The following is a 20,017-nucleotide window of genomic DNA, read 5'->3' as shown; positions in this document are numbered from 1 at the left end:
GCCGCACCCCGTGGGGGAGGGCACGGCGACCGCCCGTTCAGTGCTGGGACCGAGTTCTTACTCGACGACCTTCAGCAGCTTGTTCGGGGTGCCCTCGCTCGGGTTGCTGATCTTGTCGGCGGTGGCGCCGTCGGTCAGCGCCTTCGCGACGGCGTCCGGGGTGGCGTCCTTGTGGCCCGCCAGGTAGACCGCGGCGGCGCCCACGACGTGCGGCGTGGCCATGGACGTGCCGGAGATGGTCTTCGTGCCCTCGTCGCTGTCGTTCCACGAGGAGGTGATGTCCGAGCCCGGCGCGTAGATGTCGACGGGCGCACCGAAGTTGGAGAAGTCGGACTGCGCGTCGTCCTTGGTGCTGGAGGCGACCGTGATGGCCTCCTTCACCCGGGCCGGAGAGCCCTGGCCCGCGTCACTCGACTCGTTGCCCGCCGCGACACCGAAGGTGACGCCGGCGGCGATGGCCTTGCGTACGGCCTCGTCGAGGGCCTCGTCGGCGCCGCCGCCGAGGCTCATGTTGGCGACGGAGGGGCCCTGGTGGTTCTTGGTGACCCAGTCGATGCCGGCGACGACGCCCTCGGTGGTGCCCGATCCCTGGTCGTCCAGGACGCGGACCGCGACGATCTTCGCCTTCTTGGCGACGCCGTGCGCGGCGCCGGCGATGGTACCGGCGACGTGCGTGCCGTGGCCGTTGCCGTCGTCTGCGGACTCGTCGTTGTCCACGGCGTCGAAGCCGTGGGCGGCGCGGCCCTCGAAGTCCTTGTGCGAAATGCGGACACCGGTGTCGATGACGTACGCCGTGACGCCTTCACCCGCGCTGTCCGGGTAGGTGTACTTGCTGTCGCCCGCGGTGTCCGCCTGGTCGATGCGGTCGATGCCCCAGGACGGCGGGTTGTCCTGCGTCGCGTTGATCGTGAACTTCTTGTTCTGGACGACCTTGGCGACGGACGGGTCGGCGGCGAGGCGCTTGGCCTCGGTCTCCGAAAGCCCGCTGGCCGAGAAGCCGTTGATGGCGGAGCTGTAGTTGCGCTTCAGCTTGCCGCCGTACTCCTTGGCCAGGTCCTGCTTGTCGGCCTTCTCGTCCAGCATCACGATGTAGCTGCCGGCGACGGCGCCCTTGGCGTCGGCTCCGTACACGTGGCCCTCGGCCACGGGAGCCGCTCCCGCGAAGGAGGAGTTGAGTACGGTCACGCCTGCCGCTGCCGCTACGGCGGTTATCGCCGCGGTGAGCTTGAGCCGGCTGGAACGCTTGTGAATTGCCATGAAGAGGGTGTCTCCTCGTCAAAATGTGGGGGGATTCGCCTCCGGACCGGAAAATCTCCGGGGGCTGGCTCGAAACCCTGACTGATTGACGCGCTCAGATCAAGACCTACATACGCCTGTTACTTACTCAACAAGGTTTCGTAATAAAAAAAGGGTCAGCGCGTTCCAAGTCGGACAGGTGCCCCAACTTCCGTTACGTGTAAGGGGCTTCCGTCTCGTCTTCCGCCTCAGTGGGGAGACGGCCGCTTCCCCAGGGTGGAGACGCGCGATCTTCGTCTCGGCAACGAGCAGGAGGAGACCGCGCTCCCGGGCCCCTAGCTTCGGAAGTGGAGCTGGCGGCGCGGTGCCGCCACCGCTGACGCACAAGGGGGCGGCCCGTCATGGGCAAGGCAGACAGCACGGGGAGGGGCACCGCTGCCCGGGGCATCGCCGCCCGGGCCGGCGGGTGGAGCGCCAGGCACCGCTGGGCGGCGGTGGGCATCTGGGTGCTCTTCGTCGTCCTGGCCATGGGACTCGGCACGGCGGCGGGCCGGGTCGACGTCAAGGACAGTCAGCAGCTGTCCGGCGAGGTCGGCACGGCCATGCGGATCGTCGAGGAGGCGGGGCTCGAGGAACCGGCGGGCGAGAGCGTACTGATCCAGTCGGACACCGAGGGAACGAAGACGGGCGACCCCGAGTTCCGCCGGGCCGTGGAAGCGGTCATGACCGCCGTCGAGGCCACCGGCGAAGTGGCCGCGGTGACCTCGCCGTACGACACCGGGACCCTGTCGAAGGACGGCCGGAGCGCGCTCGTGCAGTTCACGATCCGCGGCGACCCCGAGACGGCGGCCGAACGGGTCGAGCCGGTCCTGAAGGCGGTCGCGGGCGTCCAGGACGAGCACCGGGGGCTGGTGATCGAGGAGATCGGCAGCGCCAGCATGAACAAGACCTTCGACGACGCCTTCGGTGACGACTTCAAGCAGGCCGAACTCTCCGCCGTGCCGGTCGCCCTGGGCATCCTGCTGATCGCCTTCGGGGCGCTCGTCGCCGCCCTGCTGCCGGTCGCGCTCGCCATCACCGCCATCCTGGCGACGATGGGCCTGATGGGCGTCGTGAGCCACATCCAGCCGATGAGCGAGACGGCGAACTCCGTCATGCTGCTGGTCGGTCTGGCGGTCGGCGTCGACTACTGCCTGTTCTACCTGCGGCGCGAGCGCGAGGAGCGGGAGGCCGGGCACGACCCGCAGACCGCGCTGCGGATCGCTGCGGCCACCAGCGGGCGGGCCATCATCGTCTCCGGCGTGACCGTGTGCGTGGCGATGGCCGGAATGCTCTTCACCGGACTCGCGGAGTTCGAGGCGATGGGGCTGGCCTCACTGATGGTCGTCGCGGTGGCGATGGTCGGCTCGGTGACCGTCCTGCCCGCACTGCTGTCCCTGCTGGGCGAGCGCGTCGAGAAGGGCCGCGTCCCGCTGCTCGGACGGCTGCGGCGTGGTGACGGCAGCGGCGAGAGCCGGTTCTGGCGTGCGGTGCTGAAACGCGTCCTGCGCAGGCCCAAGCTGTCACTGGTGCTGGCCGTCGGCCTGCTGGCCGCGATCGCCGCGCCCGCGGTGGGCATGAAGACGCAGAACCTCACGCTGGACCAGGAGTTCGGCGATTCGGTGCCGATCGTCCGTACGTACGAGAGGGTCAACGCGGCCTTCCCGGGCGGCGCGGATCCGGCCCAGGTGGTGGTGAAGGCCGACGACATCGACGCCGCGCCCGTGCGCCGGGCCATCGAGGACTTCCGGGAGCGGGCCGTTTCGTCGGGCGCCTCGCAGGGCCCGGTGGAGGTGGTCACGCACGCGAAGGAGAACATCGCGCTCATCGACGTACCGCTGGTCGGCGGTTCGGATCAGGAAAAGGCCGAAAAGAGCCTGGACCTGCTGCGTGACGAGGTGCGCCCGGACACCTTGGGCAAGGTCGCGGGTGTGGAGGCGCCGATCAGCGGGCAGGTGGCCGGATCGAAGGACTTCAACGACCAGATCGTCGGCGCGGTGGTGCCGGTGTTCGCCTTCGTGGTCGTCTTCGCCTTCCTGCTGATGCTGCTCTGCTTCAGGTCACTGACGATTGCGGTCACCTCGATCGCGCTCAACCTGCTGTCGGTGGGGGCGGCGTACGGAATCCTGACCGCCGTCTTCCAGCACGGCTGGGGCGCGTCGCTGGTCGGCGCGGAGGGGGTGGGCGCGATCATCTCGTGGCTGCCGCTGTTCCTCTTCGTGATCCTTTTCGGACTTTCGATGGACTACCACGTCTTCGTCGTCTCGCGGATCCGCGAGGCGCGGCTCCAGGGCCGGACCACCCGGGACGCCATCACACACGGTGTCGTGACGACGGCCGGTGTGGTGACGAGCGCGGCGGTCATCATGGTCGCGGTGTTCGCCATCTTCGGCACGCTCTCGATGCAGTCGATGAAGCAGATGGGCGTGGGCCTCGCGACAGCCGTACTCATCGACGCGACGATCATCCGGGGCGTACTGCTGCCGGCGGTCATGGCGCTGCTCGACGACCGCAACTGGTACCTGCCCAAGTGGCTGCGGTGGCTGCCGGACCTGACCCACGACGAATCGGCCGTGGCGCCGCCGCTGCCGCCGTCCTCAACGGCTGAGGAGGAGCCGGAGCGCGTACGGGTCTGACGGGCCGACGGATGAACGGCCAGGGATGAAAGGGCGGCCCGCGCCACCTCAGGGGGTGCGGGCCGCCCTCTCACATGCCAGAACGCCCCGCTCCCGACTCTGACGATCAAGGAGACGGTACCCCTGTCACGGAGCGGGCAGTTCGGCCTCGATGAGGTCGGCCGCCCGCTTTGCGCCTCCCTCCGACACCATGCCCCGACGGATGTCCTCGGCCCTGCGGGCAACCTCGGGGTCGTCGACGAGACCGAGGACGGCGGCGCGCAGGGCCTGCGCGGTCGCGTCCTCGGTGTCGAGCCTGCGGGCGACGCCGAGCGAGACGAGCATGTCGGCGTTGCCGAACTGGTCGACGGCCTGCGGGACGGCGACCATCGGCGTACCGGTGGCGAGACCCTCCTGGCTGCCGCCCGCGCCCGCGTGGGTGATGAAGGCGTCGGCCTGCCGGAGGACGGCCAGCTGCGGCACCCAGCTGTGCACCTCGATGTTGGCGGGCAGCTCGCCGAGCTCGGCCGCGTCCACGAACTTGCCGATCTGGAGCACCACGTGCCAGCCGGGCAGGTCGCCGAACGCCTTGACGCACTCCCGGTAGAAGCCGGGCAGCTTGGTGAACGCCGAACCGAGCGACACCAGCAGGACCTTGTCCGCTCCGGCCGGGCGCTGCCAGCCCCCCTGGTCCGTTCGGTCGCCCTGGCAGGCGCCGACGAAGGAGTGGACGGACTCGTCGACCCGGTCGGCGTTCGGCTGGAGGACCTTGGGGATCAGGACGATGCTGCGGGGCGGGCGGCCCACGAAGTGGTCGGGGTCCACGTCGTTCAGGCCGTTCTCGTCGAGCCAGGCACGGAACCGCGTGTAGTACGCCCGGCCGCGCTCGGTCTGCTTGAGCGGGCCGAACATCGGCTCCGCGACCTCCTTCTCGTAACCCTCCCAGGCGACGAGGTTCGGGGAGAGCGAGACGGCGGGCACGCCCCAGCGGTGGGCGAGGACGCGCGCCGGGTAGGAGGTGATGTCGTGGAGTGCGAGGTCCGGCTCGTCCCCGTCGAACGCCTCGGCCAGCTGGGGCAGTGCCTGGATCGCGTCGTTCAGGAACGGCTCGATGTTGTCGATCAGTTCCGTGCCCCAGTCCTCGGGGTTGTCCTCGGTGGGGAGCGTCGAGCTGTAGATCACCGGTTCGGCTCCGGTGACGGCGACCTTCTCGGCGAAGGAAGCGGGGATCGCGTACGAGACGCGGTGGCCCCGGGCGACGAGTTCCCGGATCACTTCGATGCTCGGGTTCACGTGCCCGGGGGCGGCGATGGAGAACATGGCGATGTGGGCACGCTTGCGTGAAGTCATGCCCCGAGGCTAAACGAGACGAGACGTCTCGTGCAACTGAAATACGTGGCGACTTCCGCCTTCACTTCAGCGCTGGTAGCGGGCAAGAACCAGGTTTCCGTCCTTGACCAGGCGCTTCCTCAACTCCTCGGCGTCGATCGCACCGCTGTAGTACTCCTGGTAGGCGGGCGTCGCCACCTTGTCCTTCCACTCGGGATAACCGCGTACGGACTGCGCCGGAGCCGAGACCAGATGCCCGGCGAGCGCGGTGCCGGTCGCCCAGCCGTCCTTCTCGGCGCGCAGGACCGGGTCCTTCAGCGCGGCGGTGCCGGTCGGGAGCATCCAGTCACCCTTGGCGAGACGCGCCATGGCGGCGGGCTGAAGGAAGAAGTCGATGAACTCCATCGCCTCCTTCTTGTACGGGCTGTCCTCCGCGACCGAAAGCGTCTGGGGGCTCACCCCCTGCGCAGGGCCGCCGTCGCCCGCCGGGGCCGGCAGCACCTTCCACCGAAAGCCCTCGGGCGCCTGCTGGACGATCTGCTGGCGGTAGGAGAAGCCGAGCGGCACCATGGCGTACTTGCCCCCGAAGAAACCGGGCAGCGTGTCGGAACCACCCATGCCGAGAGTGGCCGCCGACGCGCTCTTGTCGGTGTTCACCTGGTCGTGGATGGTGCCGGGGACCACGGCGTCGCCCTCGGCGAAGCGCACGTTCGCCTTGCCGTCGGCGTCGCGGTGGAAGAGCCGGCCGCCGGCCGAGAGCCCGAGGTTGAGGGTGGCCGAGACGGGGTCCTTGAGAGGCCAGGCCACGCCGTACGTCTTGCCGTCGCCGCCGCTCAGTTCCTTCGTGATCCGCCGGAACTCCGGCCAGCTCCATGGCTTTTCGGGGGTGGGGACGCGTACACCCGACGCCTTGAGGAGCTTCTCGTTCGCGATCAGGACCCTCGGCTCCTGGAGGAACGGCACGCCGTACACGCCCTCGCCGAAGGTCGTCGTCTCCCAGCTGCGCTGCGGGATGTCGCTCTTGAGCCGGGCGGGCAGCAACTCGCGCAGGTCGGTGAGGTAGCCGCCGTACGCGAAGTCCGCGAGGTCGTCGGAGGCATCGTGGATGATGTCCGGCGCTTCGCCGCCCTCGAAGGACGTCAGCAGCTGGTCGTGGACGCTGTCCCAGCTGCCCTGCACGTACTCGACGCGGACGTCGGGGTGCGCGGCGTTCCACTCGTCGACGAGCTCCTTGTTGGCGTCTACGGATTCCTTCTGCCAGGCGAGGGACTGGAAGCGGAGTGTGATCTTCCCGTCGGCGTCGCGGCCGTCGCCGTCGCCCGAGCAGCCGGTGAGGAGCAGCGCGAGTACGGCGGCCGCGACGGTGAGCCGCGCGGTCTTGGTGGGCCAGGACTTCCTGCGTTCGGCCTTCCTGAGTTCGGTCCTTCTGCGATCGGTCTTCCTGAGTTCGGCGATACGTCGCATCACGCCTTCACCGCCCCGGCCGTCATCCCGCCGGTGATCCGCTTCTGGATGAGGGCGAAGACAACGAGGGAAGGCAGCGTGGCGAGGAACGCGGCCGCGGCGAGCGGGCCGAGGTCGGCCACGCCCTCGGCGCCGAGGAAGTGGGTGAGAACGACCGGCAACGTCTGCTTCTCCGGGGTCTTGAGCAGGACGAGGGCGAAGAAGAACTCGTTCCATGCGGTGATGAACGCGAACAGCGCGGTCGCGACGATGCCGGGGGCCAGCAGGGGGGCGGTGACGGAGACGAGGGTGCGGAGCCGGCTCGCGCCGTCCACCGCGGCGGCCTCCTCCAGTTCGGGCGGTACGGCCCTGACGTAACCGACCAGCATCCAGAGGGCGAAGGGCAGCGACCACACGACGTACACCATGACCAGGCCCACGAGGGAGTTGATCAGGTGGAGGTTCTTGAGGATCAGGAAGAGCGGGATGATCACCAGGACGAAGGGGAACGCCTGGCTGACCACGACCCATCCCGTGGCGGCGGCCGAGAGCCTGTTGCGGTGGCGGGCCATGACGTACGCCATCGGGGTCGCGATGACGACGGCGATCAGGGCGGCCGAGAGAGCGGCGACGAGGCTGTTGAGCGCCGCTTCCAGCAGGGGCTGTTCGTCGAAGGCCTGGCGGAAGTTGTCGAGGGTCGGGCTCTGCGGGATCCAGGTGGGGTGCAGCGAGCCGAGCTCGCGCGGCGGCTTGAAGGCCGTCGAGACGAGCCAGAGGAAGGGGAAGGCGAGAAAGACCAGGTAGCCGAGGAGCGCCAGGTACTGACCGGCGCGTGCGGACCTGCTGGTGCGCATCGTCACTGGTCGTCGCCTCCCTTCAGGCGGCCCACGAGGTAGAGGGCGAGCATCACCGAGATCACCGCGACCATGACGCAGCCCATGGCGGCGGCGTAACCGAACTGTCCGTAACGGAAGGCCTGTTCGTACGCGAAGAGCATGGGGAGGCGGGTGCGGCCGCCGGGGCCGCCGTTGGTCAGGACGTAGACCAGCGCGAAGGAGTTGAAGTTCCAGATGAAATTGAGTGCCGTAATGGCGAGGGCGACCGGCTTGATGGCGGGCCAGGTGACGGTACGGAAGCGGCGCCACGCCCCCGCACCGTCGAGAGCGGCTGCTTCGTGCAGCTCGTACGGGGTGTTCTGAAGGCCCGCGAGCAGGGCGACCGTCGTCTGCGGCATGCCGGCCCAGATCCCGACGACGATCACGGCGGGCAGAGCGGTGGCGAGGCCGGTGAGCCAGTCCCGTCCGTCACCCAGGCCCAGGTCGCGGACAGTCTCGTTCAGGATTCCGGCGTCAGGGTTGTAGACGAGACGCCACATGATGCCGACGACGACTTCGGGCATGGCCCAGGGGATGATCGCCAGCGCCCTGGCCAGCCAGCGGAAGCGGAGGTTCTGGTTGAGCAGGAGGGCGAGGCCGAGTGCCAGCACGAACTGCGGCACGGTCACCCCGACCGCCCATATCAGGCCGATCCGGAACGAGTCCCAGAACAGCGTGTCGTGCAGCAGGTCCTGGAAGTTCAGCAGCCCTGTCCACTGCGTGGCTGTGGTGCGGCCCGACTGGGAGTCGGTGAAGGCGAGGGCCAGGCCGTAGAGCAGCGGGCCGACGCTGAGGATCAGGATCGGGATCAGCGCGGGCAGCACCAGGAACCAGGCGCCGCGGTCCGCGCCACTGCGGGAACTTGTGCCGGACCGCGCCTTCGCGGTCTCTGAGGTCACGGATTCGACTCCTTCGGGCGGGTCGGCCGTACGGGACTGCCCGGCCGCCCCGGCGGCCCCCGTCATCGTGCTGACGGGTCGTCGGTTCGTCAACCCCACCTGCGGGAATGCGAGAATCTGTGGTCATGGACGAGACACGAGCACGCGAGCTCCTGGCCGCCGCCGGGCTGCCCGCCTCCCCCGCCGCCGCGAAGCTGCTGGCGCTGGGCGAGAACGCGGTGTTCGCGGCCGGCGATCTGGTCGTCAAGGCCGGCCGCCGTGACCCCGAGCTGGTGGCACGGGCCGAGCGCGAACTGGCCGTCGCCGCCTGGCTCGCCTCTTCTGACGTCCCCGCCGTACGGGCCGCCGAGGCGAAGCCCCGCGTGGTGGAGGGCCACCCGGTGACGCTGTGGCACCGGCTGCCCGAGTCCGTACGGCCTGCGGGCGCCCAGGACCTGGCGGAGCTGCTGCGCCTCGTCCACGCCCTGCCCGCTCCTTCCTTCCCCCTCCCCCGGCGCGAACTGCTCGGCGGTGTCGAACGGTGGCTGCGGCTGGCGGGAGACGCGATCGACCCGGCCGACGCGGCCTGTCTGCGCGAGCGGCGCGACGGATTCGCGGCGGCGTCGGCCGCGCTCACCCCGCACCTGCCGCAGGGACCGATCCACGGGGACGCGCTTCCCCGCAACGTCCATGTCGGTCCCGCGGGGCCGGTCCTGGTCGACCTGGAGACGTTCGCCGCCGACTTCCGCGAGCACGACCTGGTGGTCATGGCCCTCTCGCGCGACCGCTACGGCCTGGCGCCCGAGGCGTACGACGCGTTCACCACGGCGTACGGGTGGGACGTGCGCGAATGGGCCGGCTGCGCGGTGCTGCGCGGCGCCCGCGAGACGGCCAGCTGCGCCTGGGTGGCCCAGCACGCCCCGGCCAACCCGGCGGCGCTGGCCGAGTTCCGCAGGCGGGTGGCGTCGCTGCGCGACGGTGACCCGGGGGTCCGCTGGTATCCGTTCTGAGGTGTGGCCGGGCGCGGACAGCCGGGACCGGTCGCGGCCCGTCGCGACCAGGTCGGCCCGGACCGGGTCAGAGCGCGACCGGGGCCGGTTCGCGCAGCGGCCACCGGGGATCGATGACCGCGTCCGGGGTGCCCTTCCTGCGGAGGAACTCCTGGAAGTCGGCTGCCCAGTCGGCGTACCACTGGATCTGCTTGTCGTGCAGCTCGGCGGGGGTCAGCGCCGCGATCGACGGGTGGCGCTCGGCTATCGCGCAGGCCACGCCGACCGCCGCGAGGGCATCGGCCGAGGCCTCGTGGGCGCCGTCAAGGACCACGCCGTACTCGACGCAGACCGCTTCCAGCGTCCGCTTGCCCCTGCGGTAGCGGTCGACGGCGCGGTCGATCGTGTACGGGTCGATGACCGGGCCGAGGCCGGCGCCGCCGCGCCGCTCGCTCAGCGACGGCAGCCCGTGCCTGCGCAACTCGGCCGCGAGCAGCGTCAGATCGAACGCCGCGTTGTAGGCGACGACGGGCACCCCCTGCGCCCAGTAACCGGTGAGGGTTTCCGCGATCTGGTCGGCCACCTCACGGGCCGGCCTGCCCTCCGCGCCGGCCCGCTCGCTGCTGATCCCGTGGATCGCGGACGCCTGCGCCGGAATGCGGATGCCCGGGTCGGCCAGCCAGTCGCGCCGGCGGGACACCGTGCCGTCCGTCACGCCGACGATCGCGGCTGTGACGATCCGGGACTCCAGCGGCTCCGTGCCGGTCGTCTCCAGGTCGAATCCGACCAGCGGTTCCCCGTGCCATCCCATCGCGGGACCTCCTTCGTGATGCTCCCCCCGGAAGATCCCCGGTGGAGAACAACCCTCGCACGCACCACTGACAACGCCCTCAGGACACCGGCCGGGAGTCCGCCCACACGGCTTCGAATTCCTCCCGGTACGTCTCGAAAAGCCCGTGTTCGGTGTCCTGGCCGCCCTGAGCGTCCTGTCCGCTCTGCCTGCGGATGACCACACCGCGCCCGGCGCCCCGCAGCACCAGCACCGGCGCCTCCATGCCGCGCGCCTTGCGCAGGTACGTCTGGACGACGGCGAGCCCGTCCGGGCCGTCCCCGTCCACCAGGTACGCCGTGAAGCGCGGCGTCTCGTCGAAGACCTGGATCTCGAACGCCCCGGGGTCACGGAGCTTCGAGCGCACCCGCCGCATGTGGAGGATGTTCATCTCCACCGAACGGCTCAATTCACCCTTTTTCAGCCCGAGTTCCCGCTCACGCCGTTTGACCGCACTGCTCGCCGGGTTGAGGAAGAGCAGCCGTACGCGGCAGCCCGACTCGGCCAGCCGCACCAGCCGCCTGCCGGAGAAATTCTGGACGAGGAGGTTCAGGCCTATGCCGATCGCGTCGAGGCGCCGCGCGCCGCCGAAGAGGTCCTCGGCGGGCAGCTGACGCTGGAGGCGCACCCGGTCGGGGTGGACGCTGACCACATCGGCGTACCGGTCCCCCACCAGTTCCTCGACGGCGTCCACCTTGAGCCGGCCCCCGGACTGCGCGCCGGCCCCGCTGCCCAGGATTTCGAGGAGCCGCGCGGACGCCCGTTCCGCCTGGGCGAGCACCGCCTCGGACAGCGCCCGGTTGCGCGAGACGACGTTACGGGTGACTTCCAGCTCGTCCAGGGCCAGCTCGACGTCGCGCCGGTCGTCGAAGTACGGCTCGAAGCACGGCCAGTGCTGGACCATGAGCTCGCGCAGCTGGGGCAGCGTGAGGAAGCTGATGACGTTGTCGTCGGCCGGATCGAGCAGGTAGCCCTTCCTGCGGGACACCTCCCGCACCGCGACGGCGCGCTGCACCCACTCCTGGCCAGCCGGGCCCGCGGCGGCCACCACCCATTCGTCCTCGCCGTGCACCGGCTCGTAGATGGGCCGGAGCACGGCTGCGACGACGGCGCGCAGCCGCTGCTCCACGAGGTTCAGCCAGATGTAGGCCCGTCCTGCCCGCTGCGCACGCGTACGCACCTCGCTCCATGCGTCCGCGCCCCAGTCCAGTTCCGCTCCGATCTCCACCGGACGCGCAAGCGAGACCGCTCCGGGCGGGACGCCTGCGGAACCCCCCTCGTGACCTGCGTCACCGGGGGGCAGTTCCAGCCCTCCCGAGCTCACCCACGCACCGCCTTCAGCTCCTGGAAGCCCCGTCTTCAACGATCAAGGAAGGGTACTCCGGGAGCGGGAGGCGGTGCAGCCGGATCCGCAGGCTCCTTTCCCAACTCCCTTATCGCTGATGCCCGTTCTGTCCTGCGAGATCAGCCGGAGTGAGCGGATTCATAGCGGTTACGTCCCTGGGCGCGAGCTGGAATCCCTGCCAGTGGACCGGCATGGGCTGCTGGTCCTCGTCGCGGGCGATGTGGTGGAACCCGATGTTGACCCAGGTGATCGGATTCTTGAGGGCTTCGCCGTTCACCCACTTGTCGACGCTGTCCGGGGCGTTCGCGCCGCCGCAGTCGCGGATGTTGTTGCTCGCGAACTGTTCACACTTGCGGTAGTTCGTGAAGTACATGTCGTGCTTGGTGAAGCTGCGCCCGAGGTGCTTGCTGGACACGCCGGGCACGATCTCGTACGAGCGCGCGTGCCCGTCCTTGTTCTTGCCGGTCGCGCTGACGACCCGCCACCACCGCATGCTCTTGGCGTCGCCCGCGAGCTCCTTGGACACGGGGGTACGGGTGGTCTTGGTGGTGGGCTTCGCATTGCCCTGGGGCGGCGTGACCTTCGAGTCGTACTGCTCGATGCGGTTCTTGGAGTTCCCGTCGAGACCGAAGTTCAGCCGCCAGAAGACGTTGTGGCTGTGGCTGGTGGCGTAGTCGCGCGCGCCCTTGCCGATCGGCCAGCCCCGGCCGTCGGTGGCGTCGTAATCCTCCGGCGCGAGGCTGCCCGTGGCGCCCACGTTGGCGGATATGGTGCCGTCGGACGAGAAGCGCCACTCGGTGATGTACTCGTACCAGGACACCTTGTTGACCGTGTAGACCAGCAGGTCCTTGCCCTGGGCCTGCCAGACCTTGGTGCCCTCGTCGCTGGCGAGGCGGTACGCGTGCCCGCGCGCACGCGTGGTCGTGCAGATGCCCTTGACGTTGCCCGCCTCCGGGACCCGGACGGTCCTGATGGTGCCGCCGGGGCACTCGGCGGGCTTCAGGTCCTGGAGTCCGCCGCCGAAGCCGTAGCTGGTGAGGTCGTCGTACTCCGCCTCGCCGTTGTCGTACGGCACGTGCACCTGGGCGAGCTTGCCGCTCGTCAGGATGCGGATCGGTTTGGGTTCGCCCTTGGGCTGGTACGACACCTTCTCCAGGACGAGGCCGGCGTCGCTGTCGTAGTTCCAGCACATGCGCCAGGTGGTGCCGCCGTCGAGCTTCTGCTCGATGCGGTAGGCCGCGCTGCAGTCGGCCGGGGGCGGTGCGGGGGCGGCGGGTGCCGCCTCGGGTGCTGTCCTGGGTGCGGCGGAGGCCGCAGAACCGCCCGCGGCGGCGAGGCCGCCCAGCAGGGCGGCGGCCGCGAGGGTTGCCGCGGCCCGCTTGCGGGCACCAGAAGCTCTGTTGACGTGCATGAGGATGAACTCCCTCGTACGGAAGTGCGGGAAGGGACTGAGGACGATGAGCCGGGTCAGCGGGCCGGGAGAGCCAGGAGGGTCAGCCGATGCGGCCGACCGTCCTCGCACTCAGGTCGACGACGAGATCGCGGGTGTCGATCCACGGCCCGTTCCTGACCTTGGACGTGACGCTGACGCACCGGTGCTCCCCGCACTTCGCGAGCGCCTGCGGCACCCTCTCCTCGCGGTCCGCCCGGAAGATCCCGCCGGTCACCCACAGCTGGTCCACCGAGGTGAGCGGCTTGCCCATGGCGTCCTGGTAGTCCTTCTTCAGGCCCTCGCCGAGCGGGCTCGCCAGGATCAGCTCCGTGGCCTCCCGGCTCTCCTGACGGGTCGGCGACGGCTGTACGCCCTTGAGCGCGCCCGACCGCTCCACCTTGCCGGTGGCGAGGTTGACCGTCTTCGTCACCAGTTCGTCGCGCTTGTAGTCGTAGTACGAGACTTCCGCGCGGCGCGGCGGCGTGGCGTCGTCGACCTCGGACGGCTGTATCTCGCTCAGATTCGTGGCGAGGTGCTGCGGCCCCCGGTCGCCCTCGACGTCCCGGCCGCCGGCGAACTGCGACGGCGTCAGCGCGAGCTTCTCCACTCGCTCCAGCTCGGCGTCCGTCAGAGGATCCCTGCCGATGCCCTGCTCCTCCTCGGCCGGGGCGCCCTCGACGACCCCAGGCTCCGGAGCCTGCCCCGCCGCGCTCCCACCGGCCTGGTCGCCCCGGGCGCTCTGGTCGCCCCGGGCCGACCCCGCGACGGCCGCGTTCCCCGTCCGGCCGCCGCGCGTGTCGTCGGCGGCGCCCGCCGGTTCCGGCAGCGTCACCCCGATCATCACCGCGGTTCCGGTCACCGCTATCGCGGCCCCCGCCAGCACCTTTCCCAGGTGCCGGCGCACTGTCCTGTGCACATTGCCCCCCTACTCTCCCCGGAGCCCCCCGTCGCCCCGCGCGTCACGCGCGTCAGCAACTGGCATACCGGGTATGCGTGGTCACCCGGTAGGACGGTCCGAAGTCCTAGGAGGTTGCCCCACTTTCGGGGAAGATCTGTGCGAAGTGCCCCGCAGCACCCGGATCAGAAGTGGAAGAGTCGATCGCATGCAGGTCTGGCCGGGAGAGGCTTACCCACTCGGCGCCACGTACGACGGCGCCGGAACCAATTTCGCTGTCTATTCGGAGGCCGCCGACCGGATCGAGTTGTGCCTGTTGCACGACGACGGTTCGGAGACGGCGGTGGAACTGCGCGAGTCCGACGCGTTCGTACGTCATGCCTTCCTGCCCGGCATCATGCCGGGCCAGCGCTACGGCTACCGGGTCCACGGCCCGTACGCCCCGCAGGAGGGCAAGCGGTGCAACTCCGCCAAGCTGCTGCTCGACCCGTACGCACGGGCCATCAGCGGCAAGATCGACTGGGGCGAGGCGGTGTACGGCTACCACTTCGGGAAGCCGGACTCGCGCAACGACCTGGACTCGGCGCCGCACACGATGGCGTCGGTGGTGGTCAACCCGTACTTCGACTGGGGTGACGACCGTCCGCCGCGCACGGACTATCACCGCACGATCCTCTACGAGGCCCATGTGAAGGGCCTCACGATGATGCACCCGGATCTCCCCGACGAGCTCCGGGGTACGTACGCGGCGCTCGCGCATCCCTCGATCATCTCGCACCTGACGGAACTGGGGGTCACGGCGCTCGAGTTGATGCCGGTGCACCAGTTCGTCAACGATCACCGGCTGGCCGACGCCGATCTCAGCAACTACTGGGGCTACAACACGATCGGCTTCTTCGCCCCCCACAACGCGTACGCGTCGTGGGGAGACCGGGGGCAGCAGGTCCTGGAGTTCAAGACGGCCGTACGGGCGCTGCACCGTGCGGGCATCGAGGTCATCCTCGACGTCGTCTACAACCACACGGCGGAGGGCAACCACCTGGGCCCCACTCTCTCCTTCCGCGGCCTCGACAACGCCTCGTACTACCGCCTCGCCGACGATCCCCGCTACTACATGGACACCACGGGGACCGGGAACTCGCTTCTGATGCGCTCGCCGCACGTACTCCAGCTGATCATGGATTCGCTGCGGTACTGGGTGACGGAGATGCACGTCGACGGCTTCCGCTTCGATCTGGCGGCGACGCTGGCCAGGCAGTTCCACGAGGTGGACCGGCTTTCGTCGTTCTTCGACCTGGTGCAGCAGGACCCGGTCGTCAGTCAGGTGAAGCTGATCGCCGAGCCGTGGGACGTGGGCGAGGGCGGGTACCAGGTGGGGAACTTCCCGCCGCTGTGGACCGAGTGGAACGGCAAGTACCGGGACACCGTGCGGGACCTCTGGCGGGGTGAGCCCCGCACGATCGCCGAGTTCGCGGGGCGTCTGACGGGGTCGTCCGACCTGTACCAGGACGACGGCCGCCGGCCGCTGGCGTCGATCAACTTCACCACCTGTCACGACGGTTTCACGCTGGCCGACCTGGTCTCGTACAACGACAAGCACAACGAGGCCAACGGCGAGGGCAACCGGGACGGCGAGAGCCACAACCGGTCCTGGAACTGCGGGGCGGAGGGTGATACGGACGATCCCGCGATCCTGGAGCTGCGCGCCCGCCAGATGCGCAACTTCATCGCGACGCTGATGCTCTCCCAGGGCGTGCCGATGCTGTCGCACGGGGACGAGTTCGCGCGGACACAGGACGGCAACAACAACGCCTACTGCCAGGACAACGAGCTGTCCTGGGTCCACTGGCCGGACAAGGACGACGAGGAGGGCTCGCTCCACGCCTTCACCCGCGCGATGGTGTGGCTGCGGCGGGACCATCCGGTCTTCCGGCGCAGGCGCTTCTTCCACGGGCGTCCGGTGGAGGGCACGCACGACGACCTGTCGGACATCGCGTGGTTCACCCCGGACGGCAAGGAGATGGCTCAGCGGGACTGGCAGGCGGCGCACGCGAAAGCGCTGACGGTCTTCCTGAACGGTCACGCCATCTCGGAGCCGGGTCCGCGCGGCGAGCGGATCTCGGACGACTCCTTCCTGCTGATGTTCAACGCGAGCGCGAAGGCCCTCGACTTCACGGTCCCCGTCAACCACGGGAAGCAGTGGCAGGTCGTGGTCGACACCGCGCGGGCGGAGGGTGTGCCGCCCGGCAGCGGCCCCAAGGTGGGAGCGGGCGAACTGGTCACGCTGATCGGGCGCAGTCTGGTGGTGCTGCAGCGGCCCGCCTAGGGACGGGAGCGGGGCGGGCGGTCCACGCCAGTACGGCGCAGAGCGTGGCCGCCGCCACCGCTACGGCAAACGCCGCGGGCGGCCCGCTGCCCTCCGCGAGGCGTCCCGAGAGGGCGAGGGCCAGGGCCTGACCGCCCACGACGCCGCTCGTCAGGAAGGCCATCGACTCGGCGAGCCGGTTCTCGGGAACGATCCGTTCGGTGAGGCCGAAGATGGTGATCAGGTGCGGGGCGTACGCGACGCCGAGGACCACCACGACGGCGTACAGCGCCCACAGGGATTCGACGGACAGCAGTGGCACGGACAGCACGACGAGGGCGGCCGTCGCGGCGCGCCAGCGGGCCGTCAGGGTTATTCCTTCCGGTACGGCCGCCATGGCGAGCCCGGCGGCCGCGCTCATGACGCCCATGGCCGCGTAGACGAGCCCCGCCTGCTCGGGCTGCCCGAGGCGCTCGGTGAGCGCCGTGATGCCCGCCTGGGACGCGCCGAACATGGCTCCCTGGAGCACCATCGCGGCGCGCAGGGCGTGCACCGCACCGGGCAGGCTCGTCCGTACGGTGGACGCCTCCCGGGACGGGGGACGTACCCGGGACGCCGTCGGATGCAGGGCGAACCAGGTGCCGCAGACGGCCAGCAGACCCGCCGCGGCGAGCAGGGCGGCCGCGGGGTGCGCGACCGCGACGGCGAGGCCGACGAGGGCGGGGCCGAGGACGAACGACACCTCGTCGAGCGTTCCCTCGAACGACAGGACGGCGCCGACGAGCCGTTCGTCGGCGCCGTTCCCACGGGCGAGTGCGACCGATCTCGTACGCGCCATCGGGCCGACCTGGGGAACGCTCGCTCCCGCGAGCGCGCCGATGAGAGCGAGCGGGAGCGTACCGAGGTGGTCGAGGGCGGCGATCACGAGAGCGGCGACGGCGACCGCGTTGACGAGGGCGGCGACCAGGACGACGGTGCGCTGCCCTTGACGGTCGGCCACCCGGCCGAGGAGCGGCCCGCCGGCGGTCTGTCCCGCCGCGAGCGCGCCGCCGACCAGTCCTGCCGTCGCGAGGCTGCCGCTGGTCTCGGCGACCAGCAGGAGGCTGCCGAGCTGGCACATCGCGGTCGGCAGCCTGCCGAGGAACGACACGACGGGCAGCGCGGGTCCGGTGAGGGCGATGACCCTGCGATACGTCTGAAGGGTGCCAGGCATCAGGTGAACGTAATACCGGGTCATCACACGGACGCATGGGCCGATGACACAGAAGCTCCCAATCCGGGTACGTACGTTCGCATGACGCCCACCGCCACCTATCGTCTGCAGCTCCGTTCCGACTTCCCCTTCCCGGCCGCCGAGGAGGCGGTGCCCCATCTGGCCGCCCTCGGGGTCTCGCATCTGCACCTGTCACCCGTGCTCGAAGCCGTGCCCGGCTCCCAGCACGGATACGACGTCGTCGACCACGCGCGCGTGCGGGCCGAACTCGGCGGCGAGGAGGGACTGCGCGCGCTGTCCCGTACGGCCCGCGCGCACGGCCTCGGTCTGATCCTGGACATCGTGCCGAACCACATGGCCGTACCGGCGCCCGAGAGTCTGAACCGCCCGCTGTGGGAGGTGCTGAGAGAGGGGCCCGGTTCGCCGTACGCCAGGTGGTTCGACATCGACTGGGAGGGCGGCGACGGCAAGGTGCTGCTGCCCGTCCTGGCGCACCGCATCGGTGACGAGCTGGAGGGGCTGAGGTTCGACGGCGAGACTCTGCGCTACTACGACCACACGCTCCCGCTGCGCGACGGCACGGCGCACCTGCCGATGCCGGAGCTGCTGGACGCCCAGTGGTACCGGCTCACCTGGTGGCGGCTGGCGCGCACCGAGCTGAACTACCGGCGCTTCTTCACCATCTCGGAGCTGATCGGAGTCCGCGTGGAGGACCCCGAGGTCTTCGCCGCCTCGCACGCGAAGATCCTGGAGCTGGTACGGGACGGGGTGGTGGAGGGGCTGCGGGTCGACCACCCGGACGGTCTCGCCGATCCGGAGGCGTATCTGCGCCGCCTGGGTGAGGCGGTCGGGGGCCGCTGGACAGTGGTGGAGAAGATCCTGACCGGTCCCGAGCGGCTGCCCGCCGAATGGCCGGTCGCGGGAACGACGGGTTACGACGCGCTGTACCGGATCGACGGCCTGTTCACCGATCCGGCCGGTGTCGGGGAACTGGCCGCTCACTACCGGGATTTCGCCGGTCCCGCCGGGGACCGGGGCGGTTTGTGGGAAGCGACGGTACGACGGTCGGCGTACAAGGTGCTCACGCATGAGCTGGCCGCGGAGACGCGCTATCTCGTCCGTACGGCGGAACGGATCTGCGCGGCCGATCCCGCCCTGCGCGACTACGCGCCGTGGGCGCTGCGCACCGCCATTCGGGAACTGCTGGTGCGTGTTCCCGTGTACCGCCCGTACGTGACGGCCGGCGGGCCCTGTCCCGAGAGCGCCGAGGCCGCAGTCCCGGTGGAGGCGGCGCGGCAGGTGAAGGCGTCCTTCGCCGTGCAGGAGGAGGCGGCGGTCGTCGACCTGGTGCGCGATCTGGCCCTGGGGAGGCGGGGGGCGGGGCCGGACCGCGCGGCGTTCTGCGCTCGGTTCGCGCAGACGGCGTCGGCGCTGCGGGCCAAGTCGGTGGAGGACACGGCGTTCTACCGGTACACGCCGCTGATCTCGGCGAACGAGGTGGGCGGCGACCCCGGGGCGCCCGGGGTGAGCCCGGCGGGCTTCCACGCCTTCTGCACGCGGCTGGCGCGCGACTGGCCGGCCACCGGCACCGTGCTGTCCACGCACGACACGAAGCGCAGCGCGGACGTGCGCGCGCGGATCGCGGTGCTGTCCGAGTGCCCGCAGCGGTGGGCCCGGCTGCTCGCCGGGCTGGCCTCGGTCCCGGGCCCCGACGCCCACCTCGCGTGGACGGCCTGGCAGACCGCTCTCGGCTTCGGCGAGCCCGACGCGGAGCGGCTCACGGCCGCGCTGCTCAAGTCCGTACGGGAGGCGGGGCTGCACACGAGCTGGACCGAGCAGGACACGGTGTACGAGGAGGCGGTGGCGGACTTCGTGGCGGCGGGTCCCGCGGGGCCGCCGTTCGAGACGGTGGGGAAGTTCGCGAGGGATCTGGGTCCGTACGTACGGGCCAATGTGCTCGGGGCCGCGCTGCTGCATCTGACGATGCCGGGAGTGCCGGACCTCTACCAGGGCACGGAACGGGAGTTCCGCGCTCTGGTGGACCCGGACAACCGGCGTCCTGTCGACTTCACGCCGCCCGCCCCGGGTGACGAAAGCCTGTCGGCGGAGAAGTACGCCCTCACGGTGGCCGCGCTCGGCCTGCGGCGGGCGCGCCCGGAGGTCTTCGACGAGTCGGGGACGTACACGCCGCTCACGGCCGTGGGACCGGCCGCGGACCACTGCGTGGCGTTCTGCCGCTCCGGGGAGGCCGTCACCGCCGTCACCCGGCTGTCGCTGCGGCTGACAGAGGCGGGCGGGTGGCGCGACACGGAACTGGTGCTGCCGGAGGGGCGGTGGGCGGACGTCCTGGCACCGGGCCGCGCCTTCTCGGGACCGGTGCGCCTGTCGGACCTCTTCACGACGCGCCCCGTGGCACTGCTCACCCGTGCCCCCGGCCAGGCGCCCTAAGAGGCACGGTCGTGGGGGGGGGGGGCGCCCCGCCCCCCCCCCAGGCATGGGCATAAGATGGCCTTTGGGGCCCCCGGGGCGGGGCCAAAGGTTTGGGGCCCCGCGGGGGCCCCGTAGCCCCCGGAGGGGGGGGGGGGTGGATAGAG

Annotated in this window: 14 protein-coding genes; 4 read left to right on the top strand and 10 right to left on the bottom strand. The window is 70.4% G+C overall.

Annotated elements, in window-relative coordinates:
* Window positions 1-57: 57 nt before the first annotated feature.
* Entirely contained in the window at window positions 58-1,257 is a 1,200-nt protein-coding gene (locus tag ACWIHY_RS01220) for a S8 family peptidase (RefSeq protein WP_454373461.1), read from the bottom strand.
* Window positions 1,258-1,637: 380 nt separating this feature from the next.
* Between ACWIHY_RS01220 and ACWIHY_RS01215 the strand changes: the two genes are divergently transcribed.
* Window positions 1,638-3,911: an MMPL family transporter gene (locus tag ACWIHY_RS01215; protein ID WP_454373460.1), complete on the top strand. Its 2,274-nt coding sequence runs from the start codon at window positions 1,638-1,640 to the stop codon at window positions 3,909-3,911.
* 126 nt (window positions 3,912-4,037) lie between these two features.
* Here the strand turns inward: ACWIHY_RS01215 and mgt are convergent, their stop codons facing one another.
* The 4 genes from mgt to ACWIHY_RS01195 form a co-directional block, all read right to left on the bottom strand.
* Window positions 4,038-5,240 carry a macrolide-inactivating glycosyltransferase gene (gene mgt, locus ACWIHY_RS01210; RefSeq protein ID WP_454373459.1) on the bottom strand — a complete coding sequence of 401 codons (1,203 nt, stop codon included), beginning with the start codon at window positions 5,238-5,240 and terminating at the stop codon, window positions 4,038-4,040.
* A 66-nt stretch (window positions 5,241-5,306) separates the two neighbouring features.
* The gene (locus tag ACWIHY_RS01205; protein WP_454373458.1) at window positions 5,307-6,683 is read right to left on the bottom strand and encodes an ABC transporter substrate-binding protein; all 1,377 of its coding nucleotides are present in this window, start codon (window positions 6,681-6,683) and stop codon (window positions 5,307-5,309) included.
* Window positions 6,683-7,516 carry a carbohydrate ABC transporter permease gene (locus ACWIHY_RS01200; RefSeq protein WP_454373848.1) on the bottom strand — a complete coding sequence of 278 codons (834 nt, stop codon included), beginning with the start codon at window positions 7,514-7,516 and terminating at the stop codon, window positions 6,683-6,685. Before ACWIHY_RS01200 ends, ACWIHY_RS01205 begins: the two co-directional genes overlap by 1 nt.
* Before the next feature lie 2 nt (window positions 7,517-7,518).
* A complete protein-coding gene (locus ACWIHY_RS01195) occupies window positions 7,519-8,436 on the bottom strand; it encodes a carbohydrate ABC transporter permease (protein WP_454373457.1) in 918 nt (305 codons plus the stop codon).
* 125 nt (window positions 8,437-8,561) lie between these two features.
* On the opposite strand from ACWIHY_RS01195, the gene ACWIHY_RS01190 reads away from it, so the two are divergent.
* The gene (locus tag ACWIHY_RS01190; RefSeq protein WP_454373456.1) at window positions 8,562-9,425 is read left to right on the top strand and encodes a phosphotransferase enzyme family protein; all 864 of its coding nucleotides are present in this window, start codon (window positions 8,562-8,564) and stop codon (window positions 9,423-9,425) included.
* Window positions 9,426-9,492: 67 nt separating this feature from the next.
* Here the strand turns inward: ACWIHY_RS01190 and ACWIHY_RS01185 are convergent, their stop codons facing one another.
* The 4 genes from ACWIHY_RS01185 to ACWIHY_RS01170 all read right to left on the bottom strand — a co-directional run bounded on the left by ACWIHY_RS01185 (window position 9,493) and on the right by ACWIHY_RS01170 (window position 13,926).
* Window positions 9,493-10,215 (bottom strand): exonuclease domain-containing protein, encoded by a 723-nt coding sequence (locus tag ACWIHY_RS01185; RefSeq protein WP_454373455.1) that lies wholly within the window; start codon window positions 10,213-10,215, stop codon window positions 9,493-9,495.
* Window positions 10,216-10,294: 79 nt separating this feature from the next.
* On the bottom strand, window positions 10,295-11,557 hold the full coding sequence (locus tag ACWIHY_RS01180) for an SAV2148 family HEPN domain-containing protein (RefSeq protein ID WP_454373454.1): 1,263 nt from the start codon (window positions 11,555-11,557) through the stop codon (window positions 10,295-10,297).
* Window positions 11,558-11,666: 109 nt separating this feature from the next.
* The gene (locus tag ACWIHY_RS01175; RefSeq protein ID WP_454373453.1) at window positions 11,667-12,989 is read right to left on the bottom strand and encodes a copper amine oxidase; all 1,323 of its coding nucleotides are present in this window, start codon (window positions 12,987-12,989) and stop codon (window positions 11,667-11,669) included.
* 82 nt (window positions 12,990-13,071) lie between these two features.
* On the bottom strand, window positions 13,072-13,926 hold the full coding sequence (locus ACWIHY_RS01170; protein ID WP_454373452.1) for a Tat pathway signal sequence domain protein: 855 nt from the start codon (window positions 13,924-13,926) through the stop codon (window positions 13,072-13,074).
* A 187-nt stretch (window positions 13,927-14,113) separates the two neighbouring features.
* On the opposite strand from ACWIHY_RS01170, the gene glgX reads away from it, so the two are divergent.
* Window positions 14,114-16,231, top strand: coding sequence for a glycogen debranching protein GlgX (glgX, locus tag ACWIHY_RS01165; RefSeq protein ID WP_454373451.1), 2,118 nt, complete (start codon window positions 14,114-14,116; stop codon window positions 16,229-16,231).
* Here the strand turns inward: glgX and ACWIHY_RS01160 are convergent.
* On the bottom strand, window positions 16,185-17,423 hold the full coding sequence (locus tag ACWIHY_RS01160; protein WP_454373450.1) for an MFS transporter: 1,239 nt from the start codon (window positions 17,421-17,423) through the stop codon (window positions 16,185-16,187). The genes glgX and ACWIHY_RS01160 overlap by 47 nt on opposite strands.
* An 81-nt stretch (window positions 17,424-17,504) precedes the next feature.
* On the opposite strand from ACWIHY_RS01160, the gene treY reads away from it, so the two are divergent.
* Window positions 17,505-19,871 (top strand): malto-oligosyltrehalose synthase, encoded by a 2,367-nt coding sequence (gene treY, locus ACWIHY_RS01155; protein WP_454373449.1) that lies wholly within the window; start codon window positions 17,505-17,507, stop codon window positions 19,869-19,871.
* Window positions 19,872-20,017: the final 146 nt, after the last annotated feature.

Source organism: Streptomyces sp. NPDC055287, from assembly GCF_053646035.1.
Note: the sequence above shows the minus strand (reverse complement) of the source record. Positions and strands in the feature narration are given on the sequence as shown.

Bases quoted from the DNA above. Each gene is read 5' to 3' on its own strand.
- ACWIHY_RS01220 (WP_454373461.1), bottom strand. From the start codon at position 1,257: ATGGCAATTCACAAGCGTTCCAGCCGGCTCAAGCTCACCGCGGCGATA.
- ACWIHY_RS01215 (WP_454373460.1), top strand. From the start codon at position 1,638: ATGGGCAAGGCAGACAGCACGGGGAGGGGCACCGCTGCCCGGGGCATC.
- mgt (WP_454373459.1), bottom strand. From the start codon at position 5,240: ATGACTTCACGCAAGCGTGCCCACATCGCCATGTTCTCCATCGCCGCC.
- ACWIHY_RS01205 (WP_454373458.1), bottom strand. From the start codon at position 6,683: ATGCGACGTATCGCCGAACTCAGGAAGACCGATCGCAGAAGGACCGAA.
- ACWIHY_RS01200 (WP_454373848.1), bottom strand. From the start codon at position 7,516: ATGCGCACCAGCAGGTCCGCACGCGCCGGTCAGTACCTGGCGCTCCTC.
- ACWIHY_RS01190 (WP_454373456.1), top strand. From the start codon at position 8,562: ATGGACGAGACACGAGCACGCGAGCTCCTGGCCGCCGCCGGGCTGCCC.
- ACWIHY_RS01185 (WP_454373455.1), bottom strand. From the start codon at position 10,215: ATGGGATGGCACGGGGAACCGCTGGTCGGATTCGACCTGGAGACGACC.
- ACWIHY_RS01175 (WP_454373453.1), bottom strand. From the start codon at position 12,989: ATGCACGTCAACAGAGCTTCTGGTGCCCGCAAGCGGGCCGCGGCAACC.
- glgX (WP_454373451.1), top strand. From the start codon at position 14,114: ATGCAGGTCTGGCCGGGAGAGGCTTACCCACTCGGCGCCACGTACGAC.
- ACWIHY_RS01160 (WP_454373450.1), bottom strand. From the start codon at position 17,423: ATGCCTGGCACCCTTCAGACGTATCGCAGGGTCATCGCCCTCACCGGA.
- treY (WP_454373449.1), top strand. From the start codon at position 17,505: ATGACGCCCACCGCCACCTATCGTCTGCAGCTCCGTTCCGACTTCCCC.